General features: G+C 35.6%; 19 protein-coding genes. 1 reads left to right on the top strand and 18 read right to left on the bottom strand.

Going from position 1 to position 25,477, the window contains the following annotated elements:
• Positions 1–30 precede the first annotated feature (30 nt).
• Positions 31–2,814 carry a dynamin family protein gene (locus JFU20_RS23920; protein WP_002165214.1) on the bottom strand — a complete coding sequence of 928 codons (2,784 nt, stop codon included), beginning with the start codon at positions 2,812–2,814 and terminating at the stop codon, positions 31–33.
• Positions 2,815–3,398: 584 nt separating this feature from the next.
• Between JFU20_RS23920 and JFU20_RS23915 the strand changes: the two genes are divergently transcribed.
• Entirely contained in the window at positions 3,399–3,584 is a 186-nt protein-coding gene (locus JFU20_RS23915) for a hypothetical protein (protein WP_002014615.1), read from the top strand.
• 510 nt (positions 3,585–4,094) lie between these two features.
• Here the strand turns inward: JFU20_RS23915 and JFU20_RS23910 are convergent.
• From JFU20_RS23910 to JFU20_RS23830, 17 genes are all read right to left on the bottom strand, one after another.
• Complete coding sequence (locus JFU20_RS23910; RefSeq protein WP_002165213.1) at positions 4,095–5,081, bottom strand: choloylglycine hydrolase family protein; 987 nt, start codon at positions 5,079–5,081, stop codon at positions 4,095–4,097.
• A gap of 354 nt (positions 5,082–5,435) precedes the next feature.
• The gene (gene mutL, locus JFU20_RS23905; protein ID WP_002014613.1) at positions 5,436–7,379 is read right to left on the bottom strand and encodes a DNA mismatch repair endonuclease MutL; all 1,944 of its coding nucleotides are present in this window, start codon (positions 7,377–7,379) and stop codon (positions 5,436–5,438) included.
• A gap of 8 nt (positions 7,380–7,387) precedes the next feature.
• The gene (mutS, locus tag JFU20_RS23900; RefSeq protein ID WP_201038942.1) at positions 7,388–10,060 is read right to left on the bottom strand and encodes a DNA mismatch repair protein MutS; all 2,673 of its coding nucleotides are present in this window, start codon (positions 10,058–10,060) and stop codon (positions 7,388–7,390) included.
• A 180-nt stretch (positions 10,061–10,240) separates the two neighbouring features.
• Entirely contained in the window at positions 10,241–10,783 is a 543-nt protein-coding gene (cotE, locus tag JFU20_RS23895; RefSeq protein ID WP_002014610.1) for an outer spore coat protein CotE, read from the bottom strand.
• Positions 10,784–10,911: 128 nt separating this feature from the next.
• Positions 10,912–11,343, bottom strand: coding sequence for a YlbF/YmcA family competence regulator (locus JFU20_RS23890; RefSeq protein ID WP_002014608.1), 432 nt, complete (start codon positions 11,341–11,343; stop codon positions 10,912–10,914).
• A gap of 3 nt (positions 11,344–11,346) precedes the next feature.
• A complete protein-coding gene (gene miaB / locus JFU20_RS23885; RefSeq protein ID WP_002014605.1) occupies positions 11,347–12,876 on the bottom strand; it encodes a tRNA (N6-isopentenyl adenosine(37)-C2)-methylthiotransferase MiaB in 1,530 nt (509 codons plus the stop codon).
• Between the two features lie 432 nt (positions 12,877–13,308).
• The gene (locus tag JFU20_RS23880; protein ID WP_002165211.1) at positions 13,309–14,175 is read right to left on the bottom strand and encodes a 2-oxoacid:ferredoxin oxidoreductase subunit beta; all 867 of its coding nucleotides are present in this window, start codon (positions 14,173–14,175) and stop codon (positions 13,309–13,311) included.
• Entirely contained in the window at positions 14,162–15,919 is a 1,758-nt protein-coding gene (locus JFU20_RS23875; protein ID WP_002014603.1) for a 2-oxoacid:acceptor oxidoreductase subunit alpha, read from the bottom strand. The genes JFU20_RS23880 and JFU20_RS23875 overlap by 14 nt, the downstream gene beginning before the upstream one ends.
• A gap of 226 nt (positions 15,920–16,145) precedes the next feature.
• Positions 16,146–17,069: a dipeptidase gene (locus JFU20_RS23870; RefSeq protein WP_002128703.1), complete on the bottom strand. Its 924-nt coding sequence runs from the start codon at positions 17,067–17,069 to the stop codon at positions 16,146–16,148.
• Between the two features lie 59 nt (positions 17,070–17,128).
• Positions 17,129–17,389, bottom strand: coding sequence for a stage V sporulation protein SpoVS (spoVS, locus tag JFU20_RS23865; RefSeq protein ID WP_000404341.1), 261 nt, complete (start codon positions 17,387–17,389; stop codon positions 17,129–17,131).
• A gap of 149 nt (positions 17,390–17,538) precedes the next feature.
• On the bottom strand, positions 17,539–18,333 hold the full coding sequence (locus JFU20_RS23860; RefSeq protein ID WP_002014601.1) for a TIGR00282 family metallophosphoesterase: 795 nt from the start codon (positions 18,331–18,333) through the stop codon (positions 17,539–17,541).
• A 179-nt stretch (positions 18,334–18,512) separates the two neighbouring features.
• On the bottom strand, positions 18,513–20,078 hold the full coding sequence (rny, locus tag JFU20_RS23855; RefSeq protein WP_002014600.1) for a ribonuclease Y: 1,566 nt from the start codon (positions 20,076–20,078) through the stop codon (positions 18,513–18,515).
• A 483-nt stretch (positions 20,079–20,561) separates the two neighbouring features.
• Positions 20,562–21,593 (bottom strand): recombinase RecA, encoded by a 1,032-nt coding sequence (gene recA, locus JFU20_RS23850; RefSeq protein WP_002014599.1) that lies wholly within the window; start codon positions 21,591–21,593, stop codon positions 20,562–20,564.
• Between the two features lie 142 nt (positions 21,594–21,735).
• Positions 21,736–22,974, bottom strand: a complete 1,239-nt coding sequence (locus JFU20_RS23845; protein ID WP_002014598.1) for a competence/damage-inducible protein A — start codon at positions 22,972–22,974, stop codon at positions 21,736–21,738.
• 20 nt (positions 22,975–22,994) lie between these two features.
• A complete protein-coding gene (pgsA, locus tag JFU20_RS23840; protein ID WP_002014596.1) occupies positions 22,995–23,573 on the bottom strand; it encodes a CDP-diacylglycerol--glycerol-3-phosphate 3-phosphatidyltransferase in 579 nt (192 codons plus the stop codon).
• A gap of 63 nt (positions 23,574–23,636) precedes the next feature.
• On the bottom strand, positions 23,637–24,563 hold the full coding sequence (locus JFU20_RS23835; protein ID WP_002165210.1) for a helix-turn-helix domain-containing protein: 927 nt from the start codon (positions 24,561–24,563) through the stop codon (positions 23,637–23,639).
• A 21-nt stretch (positions 24,564–24,584) separates the two neighbouring features.
• Positions 24,585–25,370, bottom strand: a complete 786-nt coding sequence (locus tag JFU20_RS23830; RefSeq protein ID WP_000574107.1) for a DUF3388 domain-containing protein — start codon at positions 25,368–25,370, stop codon at positions 24,585–24,587.
• Positions 25,371–25,477 lie beyond the last annotated feature (107 nt).

Raw genomic sequence — 25,477 nt, 5'->3', positions numbered from 1 at the left:
TTCATATAAAAAACTTGATATATTTTACTTTTATTCTACGCTTGTTTCTAAAGTTAAATCTGTATAGGCATTATCCTCACCTATATTTAAGATTACTTCACATTGACGTAATCTCAATTCAAAGAGCGTTATAGGATCATGATAAACTTCAGGGTTTGATTTCATTTTATGCAGTTTATCTTGTTTTTCTTTTATTTCTAAATGAGTGTTTTTTACAGCTTGTTCCAACGAGCCAAATGGATTTCTAAAGAACATATTAATATCCCGCTCTTGTGTGTTTTCAAATAGCTCAAACTGCAAGAAAAATTTCTTCATAATAGAAGCCGTTACATCGGTATAATCTTCATTTTCTAAATACTGTTTGTATTTGTTATATAGCATAGCTTTATTTTTAGGAAGAACTCCAAATAATTTACCGGCACTTTTCAGTAAAAATTGTGCTGGCGTAAATCGGCGTAAAATATTTACTTCTTCCATTTGTATTCTAGTTGTCATTCTATCAGTATCTCTGCGCCAGTCATCAATTACTTTAAAGTCACATTCTAACTGTATTCGATTTTCTCCAAATAAAGAATTAAGTCCTTCACTGGTTTCTGCTAAGTACAATTGACTTTGAAGGAGCTCGTTATTAGAAGTCGCAATCCAATTTTGCATAGAGCGAGCAAGATTAGGTAATACAGTTTGTTCTAGATATTGTTGCACCCTTTCATTCATCGCTGTATTTAGTTCAATATCAATGTGCCCAAAATCACTTTCTTCACTAATTAAATCGGAACAACTCTGCAATAGTTTCGGAATATGTTCTGTAAGATCATTAGTAATTTCGTTTTTCATTGTACGATATGTTTCTGTAATTAAATGAATTTTTTCCTTCTCAAAAGCAGTAAGGTTATTAATACAAGCATTTAGTTTAACTAACATATCTTCATTCCAATTAATAGAATCCACTAGATTATTTTCCCTCTCGACGCGTTTATCCAAAAGATATGTAATTGTTTTTCGAATGAAATACAATAGCTTTTCAGTACGTTCTGCATCGATATTTTTATGGTTAAAGTTAAAATGAATAAACTCAGTTAAATCGTTTAGTTGTTTACTATTTGTATATAACGAAGAATAAGGGAAAACTCTTGCATTAGGGAAATATGTATTTATTCTCACTTGCGTATCTTGTATAACTCTTTTTGCTTCTGCTTCATTGTAAATGTTATCGATTTTATTTAATAAGAAATGAACTTGTAGATTTGGTGTATGTTCTTGGATACTTAACAGAATGTCACGTTCTTTGTCAGTAAAAGGTGAATCCGTATTCAATACGAATAATAATTCATCTACAGAGTTTAAATATTCAAACACCTCATCTCTCGCGTCATTGTTCCTATTAAAGCTAGGTGTAACAACGAATGTAAGTTTATTTTTACTTAAAAACCTGCATGGTAATTTAAATTCAACACACGCTCTATCTCTATATGTTTGACGGTGCACTGCCATCATGTTATGGAAATCAGAGAAATTCTCAGTTGTTGTAATTTCCGAATCTGTTATAGCGTTAATTTCTGTATAAGCGTCATTTTTAAAAACAACTACATTTGAGATTGAGTTTTCTAATATATTCTCTCCTAAAATAGAGTTAATAAATGAAGCTTTTCCGTTCCCTGAAGTTCCAGTTACTAATAGGCGATTTGTTCTTAAATCTGCAAGCTCACCAACTAACCAGCTAAATCGGTGACCCATTTCTAAATCATGTTCTTGTGCCCAGTGTGTAATAGATTCAAAAAGATGTAAACTATACTCTAAGCCATTCACATGATTAATAGAATATGACAGTAGGTCTTCTGCATCTTTTATATCCGCTGAATCTATTTTAGAAGGAAAAATCTCATCCCATGCCAATACTGCTGCAGATGGAAATACAGCATGAGAGGGATTGACTACCTTTAACCAATTTGTTAACAGGTTTGGAATGATATCGTGTAATTGTCTAAGCATATATTGACCTTGAATTAATTCAAAGTATGTTTCTTCGTAAAGAGAAGAAATTTCGTCCCATATATCGGACGAATGTATTTCGATATGTATGAAAAATTCATTTATTGTGTTGAGCCATAATAAGTAATTTTGTTCATCTTTATAGCTGTGCCAAAGTGATGAAACCATTTGCGTAAATTGCACTTGATCTACATTATTTAATGTAACTAATACTTTATAAAAATAATCTGGTGAAATATTTTTAGTAAATCCTTTATCGATATATTCTTTTAGAACCTCAAACCACGGATAAGATTCTGTTCGAATTAACTCGTTCACAGCAAGCTCTACTGCACTATCAAAATCTTGCTGTTCTTCATAAAAGGAACGGGCAATTATTGTGACGTTTGGATAATCGGGATTTAAAGAAACTGCTTCTTTAATAGCAGCGAAAGCTGAATCAAAATTATTTTGCTCGATATAAAGAGACAGTAATTGCAGTACAATTTCGGTCATCAGTATTTTGTTATCAGTATTAATAGAAGTATACACGTTTTCAGCAACTGATAATTGGTTAAGTTCGAAGTAAGCATCCGCAATATTTTTTTGTGCCCATGGTGCTAATTCATTACTAACTTTCTCCCATTTAAAAATAGCTGCTTCAAAATCTTGATGGTGATAATAAAATTCACCTTGTGCAAAACGAATATAAGATCCATCGGAAATCTCATTTTTTTCTTCGTTTACATAAGCTTCTCCAAGTACTTGAAGAGGTGGATGTGTTTCATTCTCCATTAGGAATGTTTCATAATACATCTTTTTTATTAATTGTTTTTCTAATCTCATCTTTTCCCCCACTATATCTTGAAAAATACATTTTTCTCCATATGTCAATACTTTTTTGTATGTATGCTTTTTATCTTAACAAAGAATTTCTTTTGGAAAATTTCATTTTCCTTTCATTTTTCAAGTAAGATTGAATTTTTATGAGAAAAGTTTCAGTTCTTTTTCAATTCCCTTTCAGTTGTGAAACAACATTAAATGTTCCTAATAACCTAATAACACTATAATATTCCACATTATATTATCAGGAAAACTATATATATATTACATTATAAAAACAATCTATAACGAATATATATGCATTGTTTGTTTCACTGATAAATAAAAGAACTCATCACATAATGGTTATTAGATAGACCAATATGCTAGGTCCCCTCAGAATTTCGAACACACCACGATAACTTAAACAACAATAATAGTGAACAGCTATCATTACAATATCTTTCTCTAATTGTTTTCCTTAAAAATATTTCAGTAGTTATGTAATTAAATTGTTCTAACCTATATAAATAACTAGTCCAAAAAAATATATATGCATATCATGTTATAGTAAAGAATTTAGGAAATCCTAAAAAGGAGGCATTTTCATGTTTGAAGATAAATCTAAAATAAATTACCCATATGAATTTACTGAAACTACAACAGTCCCTCTAAAGAACCCCATTGATAAAAAATTCAAGAACGGCACAGATACACATAACTTCCCAATTAAAAAGCATTATAAAGAGCAGGTTTTATATACTGAAAAAATTAATAATAATAAAAATAAATAATCGCATAGATCCTTGTAACAATGTGCCAAATAAGAATCTATATTAGACCTTGCATAGTTATGTTTTTAGTAATGTATAAATCTTTCTTATACAACTCATGTACTTTTAAAAAGTGCTGATATACAGCGCTTTTTTATACATAGATAATAGAAGAACAAAAAAGGTATGGATATTTTCCACACCTTTTTTGTTCTTTGCTATTTATAAATGGAGTACGCTCATGTTTGCTTTGCATAATAGCACTTTAATGGGCCTTCTAGAAGAAATAAAAGCTAGTTTAATGAAAAAATAAGTTTCTTAGCCAATGCCCCTGCACCTACCAGCAGAATTTTACTGGTAGGAGTCATTGGATTGAATTTATATAATACCTTGAATATTTTGCGTCTATTTTTTCTTAAGGGGTATTTATTCGGGTTACTTATTAGATTCCTTCCGATTCCTACTTTTTATAGGTCATTATTGCTCTATTATATATATTTGAAAATTTACTAAGCGTTGTTTCAAAGCTACTTAGTTTTCATAAAATATTTTTTGTTTCCGTTGGAACGGATAGGCTTTAATCTCATCTGTATCTAAATTTTCATGAAATAAATGAATGGCTATAATTTGTCTACAATCGTAAGTATGATAATAATATGTTCCGGACTCCATACACATTACGCTTGTATAAATGGTATTATCTAATGCACCTTCTTCTGTTATTACTCCGCCTTTAGGAACCTCGCAATTTGATAAGATATGAAAAAGGGCCGATACTCCCTCTTCTTCACTATCTATACCTTGAATGTTTTGTTTGCCATATGCCGCTCGCACAAACCTTGATGGCGGGGTGAAATCCCCTGGAAGTCCCATTGAACCTGAGCCCTGACCAAAAGCACTTAATGGTACATTACTCCACTCTGTTGGCGCGAATGACTGCGATTTAAGGCCAATATATTGTCTTAAATTTTGTAAATGCCAACTAAACTCCGGACTATTAGTCATCACTCCTAGTGGGTTGTCATACATTTTTAATCCTTCATTTGTTGGCTCCAGTACAATGCAATCTCCCCATTTATCCGCTAAAATCCAATGGAGTGGCGGCGTAAGTCCTAAATCCGGTAATGGTATATCCAAAAAGGTAATGCTATCTACAGATTTCTTTAACTCTTTGACAGAATTGAATTGTGTGAGACTCCAAGTCACAAAATCAAATGGAGCCAAATTCGTTTTGTTATTATCTATACTTTTACTATAAGTAGCGAATCCTGGAAAATAGAGTGTTGCACATGTCATACCTGCTTCATTTACTCCGTCCGCCATAATGACCCTTCCTTGATGATTAATCCCCATTCCGACCGTAGCATGTTTCGTATTAATGATTTCACCAGTTATATTATTCCACTGGTAATGTCGAGGAATGATTATTACTTCTTGATTCAAATCTAATGTAAAATCCATCGTTCTTGCAAAAAGGTGCTGACCGTTTTTTGTCTGTAATGTCAAACTAGTACACATAAAGAACACCCCATTTTATGGTTTTATCTACACTTTACATAATTCTGATAAATCTGTAAATTAAAAGCCCCTTTCCTTACAAAAAAAATGAGAAAGCACATATACATTACAAATAGGTTATCTCTAGTTTATAAATGAATTTTTAAAATATAGTTGCAAAAGAATTATATTAAAAAGGAGCGACTTGTTACTATCGCCCCTTTTTATTTCTCTCTATATTTTATTAAAATAACTGTAGAGAACATTGCTATTACATATTTATTTTATTTTCTTTCAACACATATAAATAATACTAGGCACTTTCAAACCGTTTCAAATAACTGGGAACGAACTTTTTCTCTTTGGACATTAACCCTACATAACCCTCTTAAACATCTTCTCCAACTCATAAGTAGAATGATGCACCAGAATCGGTCTTCCATGCGGACATGTGTATGGATTTGTTGTTGTGCGCAGCTCTTCAAGTAAAGCAAATATTTGATCGTTCGTTAAATATTGATTTGCCTTGATCGATGCTTTACAGCTCATCATAATAGCTGCTTCTTCACGTAATTTTTTAATATCAACTTTTTTTAGTTTGACGACTTGCTCCATCATCTCATCAATGATTTCTGTTTCTTGTCCTTTCGGGAACCACGTTGGATGCGAACGAACGATAAAGGATTGATGGCCAAACTGCTCTAAAAATAGTCCGACTTTTTTTAGTTCTTCTAACTGCTCTTCGACACGTAAAAATTCGGTAAGAGATAAATCTATGCGGTACGGTACAAGTAATTCTTGTACTTCTTGCGTAACTCGTCCCACTTTATCACGGAAATATTCATAATTGATGCGCTCCTGCGCAGCATGCTGATCAATCATATATAGCCCGTTATCATTTTGAGCGAAAATATATGTTCCGTGCATCTGTCCAATTGGATAAAGTGGTGGTAAATCGTTACCGTTCATTTCAATCTCTTTTATTTCGTGAACTTCTTCTTCCAATTCCTCTAATTCAAAATCGTCATCGTTGCTAGTCCATTCCTTTTCCTCTCGAACCGTTTGTTCTATTACCGGCTTAGAGGATGGCTGCCAGCTTTGCTCTTCTCTTACTAGTGACTGTGGTGGTTGCCATTCTTGCTTCGGCGGTTGCCACAGTTGTGCTGGTTGTTTTACAGTCGTTGTTTCTTCTTGTTTCTCATCCATTCCTGTTGGTAAAACGATGTTAGGCATAGATGATTCTCTCGGTTTTGTATGCTCAAACTTGAACTGTTCTTGCACACTTTCATCTTTTTCTTTTTTCTTCGTTGTTACACCAGCATCTGGAATGAGTTGTATTTTTTTGAATGCAGCTTGCAATGTTTCTTCGATAAGCTTTAGCAATTCTTGTTCTTTACTAAAGCGTACTTCTAATTTTGCTGGATGTACGTTGACATCAACAAGCATTGGATCCATTTCAATTGATAAGAAGCCGATTGGGTATCGTCCGATTGGCAATAACGTATGATATCCTTGCTGAATGGCTTTCATTAATACGAAATTTCGAACGTAACGGCCATTTACAATCGTTGACATATAGTTACGCGACGCTCTCGTTACTTCTGGTAATGTTACATATCCTTTAATTGTAAAGTCTAGAGATTCAGCTTCAATCGGAATAAGCTTCTTCGCAACTTGAATGCTGTAAATCGATGCAAGTACTTGTCTTACATCACCATTCCCTGATGTATGAAGCAATTTCTTTTCATTATGAAACAGTTTTAACGATACTTCTGGATGAGACATTGCAATACGATACACGATATCTGTAATGTTCCCAAGCTCTGTATGAATCGTTTTCATATATTTAAGACGCGCTGGTGTATTAAAAAATAAGTTTTGTACAGTAATATCTGTTCCTTTTCGGCTTGCCGTTTTCTCTTGTTTTATAATGTCTCCACCTTTAATACTAAGGTGTGTACCAGGCGCATCACCTGTGCTCGTAATTAATTCTAATTCACTCACTGAGGCAATACTCGGCAGGGCCTCTCCGCGGAAACCGAGCGTTCTTATACGAAATAAATCATTTTCATCTTTAATTTTACTCGTTGCGTGTCGTTCAAATGCAACGATACAATCTTCTTCAGCAATACCATCTCCATTATCGATGATGCGAATCTTCGATAATCCAGCTTCTTCTAAGTGGATTTCAATAGATGTACTATTCGCATCGATGGAATTTTCCACGAGTTCTTTTACAACTGAGGCAGGGCGCTCTACTACTTCCCCTGCCGCAATTAAGTTAGAGAGTTGATCATCGAGTTTGCGAATTTTCCCCATCTACTTACTCATCCTTTCTTTAACTTTTTCTGTAAACGATACAGTTCATTCATCGCTTCTAAAGGCGTCATATCGAGTAAATCAATCTTTTTAATTTGTGCAAGTACTGCCGTTTCTTTTGCATCTAGAACTGACTTGTCTTGTTTTTTCGAAGACTGTTCTCCACCAAAGAATGATAATTGCGATTCTTCCTCAGTCTCTACTTTCGTCTCTTGTATTTCTGCTGGTTCTTCTTTTACAACAACTGGTTCTGGAGCGACTTCTGGTACTTTCACTTCTACTCGTTTCGGAATAAAAATTTCTTCCTGTCCTTCTAGTTGTGCTAACACTTCTTTCGCGCGAGCGATTAAGCTCTCTGGAAGCTCGGCAAGTTGAGCAACGTGAATTCCGTAACTTTTATCAGCTGCTCCATCTTGAATTTTATGAAGGAAAACTACTTTTCCATTCTCTTCAATTGCTGAAACATGTACATTCTTTAGTTGGTCTAAACTTTCTTCTAACACTGTTAATTCATGATAATGTGTAGAGAATAATGTTTTCGCACCAATTTGGTCATGAATATGTTCAATGATTGCTTGCGCAAGTGCCATACCATCATACGTAGATGTACCGCGTCCAATTTCATCGAATAAAATTAAACTTCTCTCTGATGCATTTGCAATTGCATTTTTCGCTTCTAACATTTCAACCATAAATGTACTTTGACCTGAGATTAAATCATCCGCTGCACCAATTCTCGTAAAGATTTGATCGAAGACAGGTAATACTGCTTCTGTCGCTGGTACAAAACAACCAATTTGTGACATAACAGTAACAAGTGCTAATTGTCTCATATACGTACTTTTACCAGACATATTCGGTCCTGTAATTAAAAAGACATCCATCTTCTCCGGCATAATACAATCATTCGGTACATACAATTTCCCGTTCAATACTTTTTCAACGACAGGATGACGACCATCTTTAATAAAGATTTCGCGCTTATTTGTTAAAACAGGTTTTACAAACTGCTCTTCTTCACTAACTGTCGCAAAGCTTTGCAGTACGTCTAGTTCACTAATTACTTTTGCTAAATGCTGTAATTTCGGAATGAATACTTTTACTTCTTCGCGAAGTGCTGTAAATAAATCGTATTCTAATTGTACAATTTTCTCTTCTGCTTCTAAGATTAATGTTTCTTTTTCTTTTAGTTCATCTGTTATGAAACGCTCTGCATTTGCAAGTGTTTGTTTACGCTCATAGCGCCCTTCTGGAAGTGCTGCAAGATTCGCCTTCGTCACTTCAATGTAGTAGCCGAAAATACGGTTGTACCCAATTTTTAATGATTTAACCCCTGTAATATCACGCTCTCGTTTTTCAAGCTCAGCGATCCACGTTTTTCCGTTTTTACTAACGTAACGATATTGATCAAGCTTGTCATTATAACCGTCTTTAATAATATCTCCGTCTTTAATAGAAAGCGGTGGGTTTTCTTGAATACTTCTTCCTAGTAATTCAGTTAAGCTCTCACATGGATCCGCACCTTGAATTAATCTTGCTGCATAAGCATTATCTAAAAGACTAATCGCTTCTAAAATAGCTGGTACTTGCAGTAAAGAACGTCTTAATTGTAATAAGTCCCGTGCATTTACATTACCAAATGCAACTTTCCCTGCTAAACGCTCTAAATCATATACTTCTTTTAACTTTTCTTTTAAATCTTCACGTAAGAAGTAATCATTTACAAACGTTTCAACCATTTCTAAACGCTCTTCAACTTTTTCTTTCTGGATAAGTGGACGTTCCATCCACTGTTTTAACATACGCCCACCCATAGCCGTTTTTGTTTTGTCTAATAGCCATAATAATGAGCCTGTCTTTTCCTTCGTGCGAAGAGTCTCTGTTAACTCTAAATTGCGTTTTGAATGCACATCAATTTTCATAAATTGATTCGTGTAATAAATTTCTACTGGTTGCAAGTGATCTAACGAACGTTTTTGTGTTCTTATCACATAGTTAAATAAGCGTCCAATTGCTTTAATTAATTTCGCTTGGGAAACACTTTTCACAAGATGTTCTAATCCTTCTGGAATAGCTGTTGCATCTTCATACGAAATCGTCATTTTTAATGTTTCAGTTAACTTATTTAATTCATCTTTTGAAAATGTAGAATCTACAACAATTTCTTTTGAACCAGTCGCATACACTTCTAATAAAATATCTTCTACTGAACCAGTTAATAACGTCACTGTATTTTGTCCAGTCGTTAAGTCATTACAAGCTAGCGCATAAGATCCATCTTCGAAATGTGTTAATGCTGCTAAGAAGTTATTCTCTTTCTCGTCTATTGTACGCCCTTCCATCATCGTTCCTGGCGTAATTAGTTGTACTACTTCACGACGTACTACACCTTTAGCTGTTTTTGGATCTTCCACTTGCTCACAAACAGCTACTTTATATCCTTTTTCAACAAGTTGTTCAATATAATTTTTAGCTGCATGATGCGGTACACCGCACATCGGTATACGATCACTACTACCACCATCTCGGCTCGTTAATGTAATTTCAAGTTCATGAGCTGCTTTAACCGCATCTTCAAAGAACATTTCATAAAAATCACCTAATCGGAAAAATAAAAAGGCATCTTGATAGTCTGCCTTAACCTTTAAGTATTGCTGTATCATAGGCGTATATTGCGTCATGTCTTTCCTCCATAATTCTTACATAATAATCTATATTCATATATGTCACACTTCACGGACATCCATATCTCCTATTCCAGGAGTCTTTCCTCATTATAGCACATTTCATAAGGAATCATGTTCATGCAGAACCACTTATGTACTGTAAAAAGCTAGGAAGAACTTCTCCCTAGCTTTCTCTTACTCTTCTTCTGCATCGACGATAAAGTTCGGATCTAATTCTTCAAACTCATCATCATCGACTTGGAAATCCTCGTCTGATTCTACGCAACCTTCAGGATTTACACTTACACAAATTTTCGTTTCCCCAACTACTTCTGTTACAAATTCACGTTCTACTGTCACAACAATTTTATTACCATTTGGCGATACAAGAGCTTCTAAACAATTTGGCGGCTGAATTACACGAGCGATAATTTCTAAATCGTCACCAGAGAAGTTTTTATCACGATACCCAATACTTACTTCATCATTGTAGTTAACACGTTCTGTTACAACTTCAGTCTTTGTGTTTCCATCAAATGAATACCAAGTGTTTACATCATAGAAACCTTCAATTTCCACATGTTTTCCATTCTTTCTCGCTTCGTACGAATGGTTAATTACCCAGCACCCTAAAATACTTGTTGGCTCATTATTCGATTCACATGTATGCGTTGACTTTGTATACTTACGTCCTTTTCCAACCACTGCTTTTGTAATAATCTCTCTAAATTCGGACATTCGTAACCCTCCTCAATCACTATTCACTTAATCATATGCGTGACAATAGCGGAATGTGTCATTCTTTTTTTTGAGAAGAATTTCCGATATAACCCACTAAAAAAAAGAGATGTCAATAAGACATCTCTTTAACAACCACAATTTCCTTTTTTACTTTCTACTGCTGCACCAGTTTCACCCTTCAACACATCGCCGCCAGTTGAAACTAATATTTCATCTGTTACATTGTTAGAAATGGTACTAGCAACTAGCTGTAGTAAGTCATTTACATACGTTTGTGAAGATTTAAACTCCTGTACAACTGGGATATTATCTAACTTATCTTGAAGTGCATCAATTTCAGCTTCTACTTTTTTCAAAGCTTCCCATTTCCCATAATGTTGCAAGTTTACTGCTTGTTTTTGCAAAGCTTTTATTTCATCAATTGCTCGCTTTACATTTTCATTTTTATTAATTTGTGCTTCTGCTCGCTTAAAGAAATCGACTTCTTCTGTTTCAGAGATCATTTTCGCTAATTCTTTCGCTTGCTCAACAATTTCATCTTTCGTATATACTTTCATCTATTATTTCACCTCAATCGGCTCCTTAACCAATTCCCCGTTAAGAGACCAAGTTTTTGCTTCCGTTATTTTTACTTTCACAAGCTGACCAATTAAAGATTTTGAAGCAACAAAGTTTACAAGTTTATTCGTACGTGTATATCCCGCAAGTACTTCAGGATTATTCTTACTTTCTCCCTCAACTAATACTTCTACAATTTGACCTATATAACGCTTATTCTTATTAACTGCATATTCATTCACTAGTGTATTTAAGCGTTGTAATCGCTCTTTCTTCACTTCCATCGGAACATTATCTTGCATTTTTGCAGCTGGTGTACCTTCACGCGGAGAATAAATAAATGTAAATGCCGTATCAAATCCTACTTCACGATATAACGACATCGTCTCTTCAAACTGCTCATCCGTTTCATTTGGGAAACCAACGATAATATCAGTCGTTAGTACTGCATTCGGAATTGTTTCTTTAATTTTTCGTACAAGCTCTAAATAGTGTTCTCGCGAATATTTACGCGCCATAATTTTAAGCATATCTGTACTACCAGATTGAACTGGTAAGTGGATATGTTCTACTAGGTTACCACCTTTTCCAAGAACATCAATTAAATGATCATCAAAATCACGCGGATGACTTGTTGTAAAACGAATACGTGCGATATCGATTTTACGAAGTTCATCCATTAAATCGCCAAGACCATATTGTATATCTTCAAAGTCTTTACCGTATGCGTTTACGTTTTGGCCAAGTAACGTAATTTCTCTATAACCGTTCGCAGCTAAATGGCGAATTTCTTTAATAATATCTTCTGGACGTCTGCTGCGCTCTTTTCCACGTGTATACGGTACAATACAATATGTACAAAACTTATCACAGCCATACATAATATTTACCCAAGCTTTAATATCACCACGACGTACTTTCGGAAGGTTTTCAATTACATCCCCTTCTTTTGACCAAACTTCAACTACCGTCTCTTTTGAGAACATTGCGTCCTTTAGGATATACGGTAATCTATGAATATTGTGTGTACCAAACACCATATCTACATGCTGATTTTTTTGCATAATTTTATTTACAACAGATTCCTCTTGAGACATACAACCACATACACCAATTATAAGATCCGGATTTCTTCGCTTTAATGATTTTAAATGACCAAGTTCACCGAACACTTTATTTTCAGCATTTTCACGAATTGCACAAGTATTTAATAAAATTACATCTGCCTCTTCAGTTGAAAAGGTTGGCTCATATCCAAGTGTTGTAAAAATCCCAGCCATTACTTCTGTATCATGCTCATTCATTTGACAGCCATATGTACGAATGTAAAACTTTCTTCCTGCGCCAAAATCGCGAAACTCTTTAGGTAGGCCAAAATCTCTTTCAATTTTAACTTCTTCTTTCCCACGCTTTTTCGCCAATTTCAAGGAAGGTGGTTGGTATACACTTTCAAAGTATTTACTATAATCTTTCTCTTCTTTTTTCGTAGAGGAATTTGCTTGTCGACTTGCTAATCGTTGTTGCTCGTTCATCGGTAATCTCCTTTCACCCTTAACTATACACACTCTGTAGTCCATTTTAATGCGCTTAGACCCATCTCAATGATGTTAGATAGCATGAGAGATAACTTGCCCTTTGAAACTTGAGTAATCGATCTAATCATCCGTAAGAATGAAGTCTTCCCCACACAAATAGACATTCCCTTTTTTTTTATTTCATCTTGTCCTACCCAAAAGTATATTGCTTTATCCCTATACACATTATCATAGTATAGAGCCTTTAGCCAACTTTAACGAAGAAGGCTTCTTATCCTATATTTCATTTCACAGTTAATGAACATGCTATTTTTATACAACGATTTATATATTATTTTATCATTCTGAATTTTCTAAGTAAACAAATCTATTAATTATTTTTATTCACTCAAAAAGAAGGTTACCAAGCGGCAACCTTCTCTCCGATCATTACATAAATTCAGCAACAAGCTCATCAAACATTTTCTGATCCATATTCAAATCAGCTTGCACTAAAGGTTTTTCACTATAGTCTTTTACAAGCTCTTGGTAAGAAGGCTGCTTTGTGTTTTGATAAATTAAACCTGTTACTAACCCGTTCTTTTCCATTAATGTTTGCATAGCCATCATGCGGTTAGATGGATCATATCCTTCTACTGTACTTAGTTTCGTTAAATTCTCTTTAAACCAATCATAAGTATTTACTTTATTGTAAGTAACACATGGACTAAATACATTAATTAATGAAAAGCCTTTATGGTTAATACCAGCTTCAATAATTTGCGTTAATTCTTTTAAATCACTTGAAAAGCTTTGCGCCACAAATGTCGCACCAGCTGTTAAAGCCATTTCCATAATATTTAGTGATGGTTCAATTGAACCTTGTGGTGTACTTTTCGTTTTAAATCCAGCTTCACTACGTGGTGAAGTTTGACCTTTTGTTAATCCGTAAATTTGGTTATCCATTACGATGTACGTAATATCAATGTTACGACGAATAGAATGGATTGTATGTCCCATACCAATCGCAAAACCATCACCGTCACCACCGGATGCAATAACTGTTAAATCACGATTTGCCATTTTCACACCTTGTGCAATTGGAAGAGCACGTCCGTGAATACTATGCAAACCATATGAATTAATATACCCTGAAATACGACCGGAACAGCCGATACCAGAAATAACAGCTAGCTCATCTGGATTTAAACCAACGTTAGCTGCCGCACGCTGAATCGCAGCCTGCACCGAGAAGTCTCCGCAACCTGGGCACCAGTTTGGTTTTACACTGTTACGAAAGTCCTTAAATGTTGCCATTTAATACAACCCCTTTTTTACATTCGTTGTAAATCTCTTTCGGCAAGAATGGATTTCCATCGTATTTTAAAAGACTAGAAATTTTCTCGCCATTGCCAAGATTCATTTTCATAATGTTAGCAAGCTGACCAGTTGCATTGTTTTCTACTACTACAACACGCTTCGCTTTTTTCACAAGTGGATCGATTTCAGCTGTTGGGAACGGATGAATTAAACGTACATGGGCATGGTTTACTTTCATTCCTTCTTGTTCTAAACGCTGCATTGCCTCTTCGATCGCACCACGAGTTGAGTTAAAGCCTACTAACAATACGTCTGCGTCATCATGCTTAGCATTTTTGTAAATAGGGGTATTAAACTGTAAATTCGCCATTTTACGGAAACGTTTGTCCATTTGATCTTTACGATTTAACGCTGATTCAGATGGTTTACCCGTTTCATCATGTTCTACACCTGTAACATGGTGAATACCATTTTTCATACCAGGTAAAACACGTGGTGAAATTCCATCTTCTGTTACTTCATAACGCTTGAAGTATGCTTTATTTTCACGTTCTGGTAATTCTACTTCTAAATCAAGCTTACCACGACGAATTTCCACTTTATCTAACTTAAGTGGTTCTACTGTTTGCTTTCCTAAAGAAAGCTGTAAATCTGTTAAGAAAATAACAGGCACTTGATATTCTTCTGCTAAGTTAAACGCTTCTACAATATCATAGAAAGCTTCTTCAACTGTACTTGGCGCCATTACGATTTTTGGAATTTCACCATGTGTTCCGTAAATCATAGCCATTAAGTCAGACTGCTCTTGTTTTGTTGGTAAGCCCGTACTTGGACCACCGCGTTGTGTATCAATGATAACTAGCGGTGTTTCAGTAATACCTGCTAAACCAATTGCTTCCATCATTAAAGAAAGACCAGGACCAGCAGATGCTGTTAATGTACGAACACCAGCGTAGTTTGCACCAATCGCCATTGTACAAGCTGCGATTTCATCCTCAGTTTGGATTACTGTTCCGCCGACTTTCGGTAACTTTTTAATTAAATATTCCATAATTTCAGATGCAGGTGTGATTGGATATGCAGACATAAAGCGAGCGCCACCAGTTACCGCACCAAATGCGATTGCGTCGTTTCCAATCATAAACATGCGTTTCTTACCGTCAGCTTTTTCAAGCTGCATCATGTTTACTTTCTCACCAAGCAATTCTTTCATGTATTGAGAGCCGCGTTTAATTGCTTCCATATTCTTTTGAACGACTTGCTCTCCTTTACGACCAAAGATTTCTTCAACAACCTCTAAATAAGCTGTTTCGTCTAATCCTAATACCGCACTAGATGCCCCAACAGCAACCATATTTTTCATTAAAGATGTGCCTAATTCTGAAGCGATATCTGTAAACGGTATCACATATAGATTTACATCTGTATTATCAGGTATTGTCGGATTAAATTTCGCATCCGCAACTACAATTCCGCCCGGACGTAGTTCGTGGAAGTTAAAATCAATTGTTTCTTGATCAAAAGCAATTAAAATATCTAAATCATCTGAGATCGCGCGTACTTCTGTTGTACTTACACGAATTTTATTATTTGTATGGCCGCCTTTAATACGTGATGAGAAGTGGCGGTAACCGTATAGGTAATATCCTAATCGGTTTAATGCAATACAGAAGATTTCCCCTGTACTTTCAATTCCTTCACCTTGTTGGCCTCCAACTTTCCATGAAAGTTGACTAATCATCTCCTACACCCCTTTTGGCTGCATTCATTGTAGTGTATTTTTTTACAGTATTAGTTTAGCATTTTTTATGCAAATAAACTACAATGGACGCAAATTATGCCTCTTCTGTTTTCCCTGAATCTTTAGTATAATGCTATTTCGTTTACCATTCTAGTATTAGGTCTTAAAAAAATCAATAAATTCAAGTGAATTTATTTTAATTCTTCAGAATTATTAAAATATAATTTTAGAACGTTATACAGTCAACAAAATTTTTATACAAAAATCGCTCTACAGTTGATTCATTATACTTTTTACACAGTTGATTAATTATATTTTCATAATCCCTATATACTTCTACACCTACAACAGTTTCTAAAATCCCATCAAAATCAGAACCGAATCCTATATTTTTTTCTCCACCTAATGAACAAATATATTCCACATGCCTTAATATATCTGCTATATTCGCTTGTCTTTCATTCGTTAAAAACTGCGGTACGAAAGTAATACCAATAATGCTATTTTTCTTTATAAGGGCTCTTATTTGTTCATCGGTTAAATTGCGTGGATGCCCACAAAGTTGATAACAGTTTGAATGAGATGCAATTGGGTTTTTAGCAATTTCAATAACATCCCAAAAGCTTCTTTCATTTAAGTGAGACACATCGGTCCATAAATGTAACGTATTAAGTTCTTGTACAACTTGTCTACCAAATGTAGTTAAACCTGCTCCACGTGCCTCTAGCGCTCCATCAGCTAACAAATTGGCATAGTTCCATGTCAATCCAAAGGAACGTACACCTAAGCGATAAAACAAACGTAATTTCATCGCTTCTTTTCCAATTGCTTCGCATCCTTCTAATGTTAATAATGCTCCAATCTCGTCCTGTTTTAGCATGTTAATATCGTTTTTTGTCTGAATAAACTTCATTCCTGGTAGCGATAGAATTTCATTATGAAAAATATCTATCATTTGCAGCGCAACTTCAAAACGCTTTTCATACGCTACTGTTTCTGGTATATATATAGCAAAGCATTGTATACTTCCTTTTCTTTTCATTAATTGTTCAAATGTAATATGTAATTGTGAATCGTTTTGAAAGTCTTTTTTTCCCTTTGCACTCCATAACTGAAAGAGTACATCGCAATGTGCATCAAAAATTTTCATTTTCATTCCTCCATTACAAAAACAACCTGTTTGCATACATGCAAACAGGTTGTTTCAACTTAACGAGGTTCTACAATTAATTTTATCGCTGTACGCTCTTCACCATCAATCATAATATCTGTAAACGCTGGGATACAAATCAAGTCCAAACCGCTAGGCGCTACAAATCCTCTTGCAATTGCTACTGCCTTTACCGCTTGGTTTAATGCACCTGCACCAATAGCTTGAATTTCTGCTGTTCCGCGTTCGCGAATAACACCTGCAAGTGCACCAGCTACAGAATTAGGGACCGACGTTGCTTTAACTTTTAATATTTCCATTCCGCGTTTCCTCCTCGTTTCTATAAAAAGTAATAGCAATTATTTCACTTTAACTTATATTCACGAGGGATGGCACGTATTCCTGCTAAATTTCTGTAATTTTTCTAAAAAATTAAAATATAACGAATTCTCTAACTTTTTGTTAAAAATCAGTCAAAAAATGGCTGGTCATCATTAATTAAAATGCGCTCAATTTTCTTTGCTTTCCCTGTATTAGGATCCACATCAATTAACACTGCACTTAATTGTGTTCTACCATTCGTCACTTCAAAACGCACTGGTAAGTTCGTTAAAAACTTCTTCAATACCGCTTCGCGATCCATACCTAAAATCCCATCATATGGGCCTGTCATACCAACATCTGTAATATAAGCTGTTCCGCTTGGTAAAATACGATTATCAGCTGTAGGAACGTGTGTATGTGTACCTACTACCGCTGTAGCACGACCGTCTACATACCAACCTAACGCCTGCTTCTCACTTGTTGTTTCAGCATGAAAATCAACAAAGATAATGTTTGTACGTTTTTTTGCAATACTGATTAACTCATCCACTTTACGGAATGGACAATCAATTGGAGGAAGGAAAGTACGTCCTTGTAAGTTAATAACTGCAACTTCTGTTCCATTACAATTTACAAAGATAAGCCCTTTTCCCGGCGTTCCTTCTGGGAAGTTAGCTGGTCTTGCAAGATATTTTGCATCATCGATAAATTCAAATACTTCACGGTTATCCCAAGCGTGGTTTCCAAGCGTAACCGCTTGTGCCCCGCACTCTAAAAAGTTTCGATATATTTTTTCCGTAATTCCACGTCCACCCGCAGCATTTTCTCCATTAATAATTGTTACTGTCGGTGTATATTTCTTCTTTAATGCCGGTACGTACTGTTGAATCATGTCTCTACCAGGAGATCCTACTACATCCCCAACAAATAATATTCTCATATGTCTTACCCTTTCTATGTACTACATTTTTTATTACCATACTATAACCTTAAAGCTATTTCCTTACAACAGTTACAATTTATCTATTATAAGTTTCTTTCACTTGCATACTGCTCATAAATAATTTTCTTTATTTTACCCAATTCCAACACAAAAAAATAAAGTGGTGTTTCACCACTTTATTTTGCGTATTCCACTGCACGTGTTTCACGAATAACAGTTACTTTAATATGTCCTGGATAATCCAGTTCATTTTCAATACGTTTTCGAATATCACGAGCTAAACGATGAGCTTCTAAATCATCAATTGTATCTGGTTTTACCAGAATACGAACTTCACGTCCTGCTTGAATTGCGAAAGATTTTTCTACGCCTTCATAAGACTCTGAAATTTCTTCTAACTTTTCAAGACGACGAATGTAATTCTCAAGCGTTTCACTACGAGCTCCCGGTCTTGCAGCTGATAATGCATCTGCTGCAGCAACTAGAACTGCAATGATAGAAGTTGGTTCTGTGTCACCATGGTGAGATGCGATACTGTTTATTACAACAGGATGCTCTTTATATTTCGTTGCGAGTTCAACACCAATTTCAACGTGGCTACCTTCTACTTCATGATCGATTGCTTTTCCGATATCATGTAATAGACCAGCACGTCTTGCTAGTTTTTCATCCTCACCAAGCTCCGCTGCCATAAGTCCAGTTAAGTATGCAACTTCCATAGAGTGTTTTAAGACGTTTTGTCCGTAACTTGTACGGTATTTTAAACGACCTAAAATTTTAATTAAATCTGGATGTAAGCCATGAACACCCACTTCAAACGTTGTTTGCTCTCCGACTTCACGAATATACTCGTCCACTTCACGTCTTGATTTTTCGACCATCTCTTCAATACGCGCTGGGTGAATACGTCCGTCCTGTACTAGTTTATCAAGAGCGATACGAGCTGTTTCACGACGAATCGGGTCAAATCCAGATAGAATTACAGCTTCTGGTGTATCATCGATAATAAGGTCAATACCTGTTAACGTTTCTAACGTACGAATGTTACGACCTTCACGTCCGATAATACGTCCCTTCATTTCGTCATTTGGAAGATTTACAACCGAAACGGTTGTTTCAGCAACATGATCAGCTGCACATCTTTGCATTGCAAGAGATAAAATCTCTTTTGCCTTCTTATCCGCTTCTTCTTTCGCGCGAACTTCACTTTCTTTTACCATAACGGCAATTTCATGAGAAACTTCACTTTCCACTTTACCAAGAATAATTGCTTTCGCTTGTTCGCGGGTCAGATTGGAAATGCGCTCTAATTCTGTTTGTTGCTTTTGAACTAACTCTCCCACTTTGCTTTCCAACTCTTCAATCTGTTGTTGTTTCGCTACAAGAGATTCCTCTTTCTTTTCTAACTGTCGCTCGCGGTTATCGAGCGTTTCGTCTTTACGATCAAGGTTCTCTTCTTTTTGCATTAAACGATTTTCTTGTTTTTGTAATTCGCTTCTACGGTCACGAATTTCTAATTCAGCTTCTGTACGAAGTGTATGAATTTCATCCTTTGCTTCTAAAAGCGCTTCTTTCTTAAGTGCTTCCGCATCACGATTCGCTTCGTCTAGAATACGTTTTGCTTCATTAGCTGCACCATTAATCTTCGCTTCAGCAATAGACTTTCGAACAAAAAAGCCAACAACTGCACCGACTGTTGCAAGCAAAATGGAGATGAGTATCCAAACTGTACTACTACTCATGATTTCACCTCCCCTTGCTATGAATGAAAAAAGACTGTCGGCATGTACATTGAATTACAACGTACAGCAAAGACCGTCGTCCCGCTTTTTTAAGGGACTTTCTTCATTTCACAATTAAAATGTCATATTATTATTTCGGCAAGATTTAAGTCTTACTCCGAATATTACTTCTCTTCTTGAGAAGAGTATATCGTATATAAGAAAAAATATACATTCTCATTGTATCTATCGCAATTTTCATTGTCAAGCGTTGTCTACTTTTACTTTCTTTACCTTAAGCCCTGAATCTTATATGGATTTAAAAAACAGACAGCATATTATCCTGGAAAACCTTAGAAAATCCCAATTCATTCACTTAAAATATATGAATATTCCCCTTTACACATAGCCTTTTGGATAGAATAAATATTTTATCTCCAGCTATATATAACGCTTTCATAGTGGATTAAAAAATAAAAGACACGGGACCGTGTCTTTTATTTTTTAATCTTGACGAGTTGAATCTTCCGTGTCTTCAACACCAGAGTTTTCACCAATTCCGTGATGTTCACGAACAAAGAAGGCAATTTCTTCTCTTAAATCCGTATTCTCTTTTAAGAATTGCTTCGAATTTTCACGACCTTGTCCTAAGCGTTCTTCATTATAAGAGTACCAAGCACCGCTCTTTTGAACGATATCAAGTTCAGAAGCCATATCTAAGATTTCACCTTCTCTTGAAATACCTTCTCCGTACATAATATCAACTTCAGCAACACGGAATGGCGGTGCTACTTTATTTTTAACTACTTTTACTTTCGTTTTATTACCAACAATATCGTTACCTTGCTTTAACTGCTCAGCACGACGTACTTCAAGACGGACAGTTGAATAGAATTTCAACGCACGACCACCTGGAGTTGTTTCTGGGTTCCCGAACATAACCCCAACTTTTTCACGAATTTGGTTGATAAAGATTGCGATTGTTTTTGATTTGTTGATTGCACCTGAAAGTTTACGAAGTGCTTGTGACATTAAACGTGCTTGTAAACCAACGTGAGAGTCACCCATGTCCCCTTCGATCTCAGCTTTCGGTACAAGAGCTGCCACAGAGTCAATTACGATAATATCAACCGCTCCACTTCGTACAAGTGCTTCTGCGATTTCTAGTCCTTGCTCCCCTGTATCAGGCTGTGATAATAGTAATTCATCTATGTTAACACCTAATTTTTGTGCATATACAGGATCCATTGCATGCTCCGCATCAATGAACGCTGCTTGTCCACCTTGACGCTGTACTTCCGCGATTGCGTGTAATGAAACTGTTGTTTTACCTGAACTTTCAGGTCCATAAATTTCAATAACACGGCCACGTGGGTATCCGCCTACCCCTAGTGCCACATCAAGTGCTAAAGAACCACTTGAAATTGTAGAAATTCTACGCTCCGCTTGTTCTCCTAATTTCATAATTGAACCTTTACCGAATTGCTTCTCTATTTGTTTTAACGCCATATCTAATGCCGCTTGACGATCGCTCATTCAAAATTCCTCCTTAACTAAATTGCTAATCTTATTATACCTATTTTCAATTCAATTTGCCAACAAAAATCGAACATTTATTCGTTTTTTTATTTTATATCGAATAAAACTAGGTTTTCCCACAAAAAAAGCTAGAAGAAATTTATATCTCTTCTAGCTTTTTAAATAAATGATAAAATCCATATTTTGTAGAGCGTTCTCTAATTTGTTGACGACTTCCACTTAAATTAAGCGAGAAGACTACAGCTGGTTCATCTTTAATCACCAATCCAATAAATACTGTTCCTGGTTCTTTATGCTCTGAAGCATCCGGTCCTGCCACCCCAGTGAAACTAATTCCGATATCTGCTTTTAACAGTTCCTTTACATTTTCAGCAAGATAGCGAGCACACTGTTTACTAACCGCGCCATCAGTACGTAACACTTCTTCAGGTACATGTAAAATTTGTTGCTTCACATCATTTTGATAACAAATGACACCGCCTTTAAATACAGACGAAACACCAGCATTTTCTGTTACTTGATTTCCAAAAAGACCACCTGTTAAACTTTCTGCACACGCTAAAGTTAACCCTTTTTCCTTCAATAGCCTTATTGCCTTGTAATGAAGGAAATCTTGGTCATATCCGTAGAAAAATTCTCCTACTCTTTCTAAAATCAAATCTTCTACATGCTGAATCAATTTCTCCGCCTCATCAGCATCATGATGTTTGGCAGTTAAACGTAATGTCACTTCTCCATCATTTGCCAGTGGTGCAATGGTTGGGTTCGTTTGTCCATCAATTAAATCTTGAACTTTCACCTCTAATTGAGATTCCCCAATACCAAAAAAACGAAGAACACGAGAATAAATATTTTCCCCCGTTGTAAACTTACATAAAAAAGGCTCTACGTAACTTATATACATCGGCTTCATTTCTTTTGGTGGTCCTGGTAATAAAATATAAACTTTTCCGTTCGTATTTAATCCCATACCAGGCGCCATACCGTGATCATTCGCAAATACAGTGGATCCATTTAAAACGAGCGCCTGCTTTTTATTATTCTCCGTAAATTCACGGCCTGTACGCTTAAAATAATCACTTATCGATGTTAATGCCTTTTCATCATACACAAGCTCTTCATCTAAACTAGACGCTATTGTTTCTTTCGTTAAATCATCTTTTGTCGGTCCTAATCCACCTGTAAAAATGAGCATATCAGCTCGTTCTTCAGCCAATTCAATTGCCTTCTGTAATCGCTTGTTATTATCCCCAACAACAGTATGGTAGTACACGTTAATTCCGATTGAAGCTAACTTTTCAGATAAAAACTGGGCATTTGTATTTGCAATTTGTCCAAGTAATAATTCCGTTCCAACCGCAATAATTTCAGCATTCATCCCAATTCCCCCATAAACTTCTATTTTGAGTTTACAAAAGCATCTTTATTTTTCCAGAAATAATCCCATCCTGAAATAACGGTAAAGAATAATGCAATCCATATGAAAATATCTGCAACTGGAATATGAAGTAGATTTAACGGTACATCATGTAATAAGTATGCTGCAATCGCAATAATTTGTGTCCATGTCTTAATTTTCCCTAGCTGATTTGCTGCAACTACTTCCCCTGTCCCAGCAAGTACAAGGCGTAAACCTGTTACTGCAAACTCACGGCTTATAATTACAATAACGATCCAAGCAGGTACATATTGCATTTCTACCAATGTGATAAGTGCTGCCGAAACAAGTAATTTATCTGCTAACGGGTCAAGGAATTTCCCTAAATTCGTTACAAGATTATACTTTCTTGCATAATGTCCATCAATCCAATCTGTAGCCGAAGCAATAATAAAGATAAGTGCCCCTACTAAATGTTGAATTGGTAACTCTACATCACCAATTATAAATGAGCCCCACTCAAAGGGCGCTAACATAATTACCATAAAAATTGGAATTAAGAAGATTCTAGATATTGTAATTTTATTTGGTAAATTCACAGCTATTCCTCCATCATGTCAAAAACATTTGTTCATTGAAAAAAGTCATCGAAGCGATGACTGTTATTGCGCAGCTTGCCCTATCCCTTGGTTTTTTATCACCAATCTTTGGTGATATTCTTTTGCTGGATCTAATGGGAAAGTAACCACTTGGCCATTCAGTTTAATTTCAACATTCGGTGCACTTCCAATATTAAGCCGCACTTCTTTTACTGTTGATAAATCACGTTTTTCTGTTTGACCACTTTGTACTGTAGTGTTTAGAATTTCGTTACCCGCATCATCTTTAACATCTACATAGCTTGCACCCTTCGCTGAAATTTCCAGTTCTAATGTTTTATTATTATGAATTTCCAAAGTAGATACCTTACCACTCGTTCCAACTACCTTCACTTCTTGTTGTCCAGTTGGTTGCGCTGGTTGCTCTTCTTTCTTTGGTTCTTCTTTTTTGGGTTCTTCTTTTTTGGGTTCTTCTTTTTTGGGTTCTTCCGCTTTCGCTTCATCTTTCTTCGTATCTAACGGAGAATTTTTTGCTTTTTGAACCTCAATTTTCTCACTTTGAGCATTTTGAACTTGCCTATCATCTTTTCCAGTTAACGCTTGAATAACAAACCAGACTACCACGCCAAATGCGATTACTAACAACGCAATCAAAATTTTGGGCATATGATCCGCAATTGGCCATGATGAAGATTTTTGCATTGTTTCTTGTGTTTTTTGTCCAGTTGATACTTGTGGAACTTCACGTTTTTCAGACTGTGGTATCGTACTCTGATATTCCACAAGCAGTTCCTCTCCATTTAATCCAACAGCATCTGCATATTGTTTAATGAATGCACGCGCATAAAAAGCTCCTGGCAACACATCATAGTTACCTTCTTCAATCGCTACTAAATGGCGTTTTTGAATTTTTGTAATCTCATGCAGCTGATCAATAGATAAGCCTTTCGCTTCTCTTGCTTCTGTCAGCTTTTGTCCTAATTCCGTCACTACTAACACCTCAATATTTCTTTAAAAGTCGAACATAGAGAAATTGTTTTGCGTACCTTGCTCAATTTCATCTACTAAATTATATTGAATTTCTTCATCATAATCGTTACGCAATTCGATAATATAATCAAAATCATCCAATGTGTATTCTGACTGACTCACAAACACATCCGGATGTTCCACAACTTTCGTTGCAGGCAATCTCATGATTTCACGAACGAGCTGCCAGTGTCTTTCATTTGCACGCTTTGTCGACACAATTCCATCTAGTATGAAAATATTATCGTCGCTATACTCATCTTCAATCAATTGGCTACGAACAGTTTGCTTAATGAGAGTAGATGATACGAATAACCATCTCTTATTTGCACAAACACTTGCGGCAACAATAGATTCTGTTTTTCCGACACGAGGCATTCCTCGTATCCCAATTAATTTATGACCTTCTTTTTTCATTATCTCCGCCATAAAGTCTACAAGCAATCCTAATTCATCACGCACAAATCGAAATGTTTTCTTATCATCTGCATCTCGTTGTATGTACCTACCATGTCTAACTGCTAGCTTATCTCTAAGCTTTGGCGGACGATATTTCGTTACCGTTATATTATCCATCGTATTTAAAATTGATTCAAGTCTAGAGATTTGTTCTTGATTATCACACATAAGCAAAAGTCCACGTCGTGCATTATCTACACCATTAATTGTGACAATATTGATGCCAAGCATACCGATTAACGAAGAAACGTCACCAAGTAAGCCAGGTCGGTTTTTATGTATTTCATATTCAAAATACCATTCAATCATCCAAGATCACTCCCCTACGCTTACTTTACACCTACGTACTATATTATATGATTTCACCTTAATAGGGAAGCTAAATGTATAATCTATTCCTCCTAATTACTATACAA

It is taken from the genome of Bacillus sp. TH30, from assembly GCF_016650875.1.
GTDB lineage: Bacteria > Bacillota > Bacilli > Bacillales > Bacillaceae_G > Bacillus_A > Bacillus_A mycoides.
This window is presented reverse-complemented; position numbering and strand designations above follow the sequence as displayed.

Bases quoted from the DNA above. Each gene is read 5' to 3' on its own strand.
- cotE (WP_002014610.1), bottom strand. From the start codon at position 10,783: ATGTCCGAATTTAGAGAGATTATTACAAAAGCAGTGGTTGGAAAAGGA.
- JFU20_RS23845 (WP_002014598.1), bottom strand. From the start codon at position 22,974: ATGAATGCTGAAATTATTGCGGTTGGAACGGAATTATTACTTGGACAA.
- JFU20_RS23830 (WP_000574107.1), bottom strand. From the start codon at position 25,370: ATGATTGAATGGTATTTTGAATATGAAATACATAAAAACCGACCTGGC.
- JFU20_RS23910 (WP_002165213.1), bottom strand. From the start codon at position 5,081: ATGTGTACTAGTTTGACATTACAGACAAAAAACGGTCAGCACCTTTTT.
- rny (WP_002014600.1), bottom strand. From the start codon at position 20,078: ATGAGTAGTAGTACAGTTTGGATACTCATCTCCATTTTGCTTGCAACA.
- spoVS (WP_000404341.1), bottom strand. From the start codon at position 17,389: ATGGAAATATTAAAAGTTAAAGCAACGTCGGTCCCTAATTCTGTAGCT.
- JFU20_RS23875 (WP_002014603.1), bottom strand. From the start codon at position 15,919: ATGATTAGTCAACTTTCATGGAAAGTTGGAGGCCAACAAGGTGAAGGA.
- recA (WP_002014599.1), bottom strand. From the start codon at position 21,593: ATGAGCGATCGTCAAGCGGCATTAGATATGGCGTTAAAACAAATAGAG.
- JFU20_RS23915 (WP_002014615.1), top strand. From the start codon at position 3,399: ATGTTTGAAGATAAATCTAAAATAAATTACCCATATGAATTTACTGAA.
- JFU20_RS23920 (WP_002165214.1), bottom strand. From the start codon at position 2,814: ATGAGATTAGAAAAACAATTAATAAAAAAGATGTATTATGAAACATTC.
- mutL (WP_002014613.1), bottom strand. From the start codon at position 7,379: ATGGGGAAAATTCGCAAACTCGATGATCAACTCTCTAACTTAATTGCG.
- mutS (WP_201038942.1), bottom strand. From the start codon at position 10,060: ATGACGCAATATACGCCTATGATACAGCAATACTTAAAGGTTAAGGCA.
- JFU20_RS23890 (WP_002014608.1), bottom strand. From the start codon at position 11,343: ATGAAAGTATATACGAAAGATGAAATTGTTGAGCAAGCGAAAGAATTA.
- JFU20_RS23880 (WP_002165211.1), bottom strand. From the start codon at position 14,175: ATGGCAACATTTAAGGACTTTCGTAACAGTGTAAAACCAAACTGGTGC.
- JFU20_RS23870 (WP_002128703.1), bottom strand. From the start codon at position 17,069: ATGAAAATTTTTGATGCACATTGCGATGTACTCTTTCAGTTATGGAGT.
- miaB (WP_002014605.1), bottom strand. From the start codon at position 12,876: ATGAACGAGCAACAACGATTAGCAAGTCGACAAGCAAATTCCTCTACG.
- JFU20_RS23860 (WP_002014601.1), bottom strand. From the start codon at position 18,333: ATGAGAATATTATTTGTTGGGGATGTAGTAGGATCTCCTGGTAGAGAC.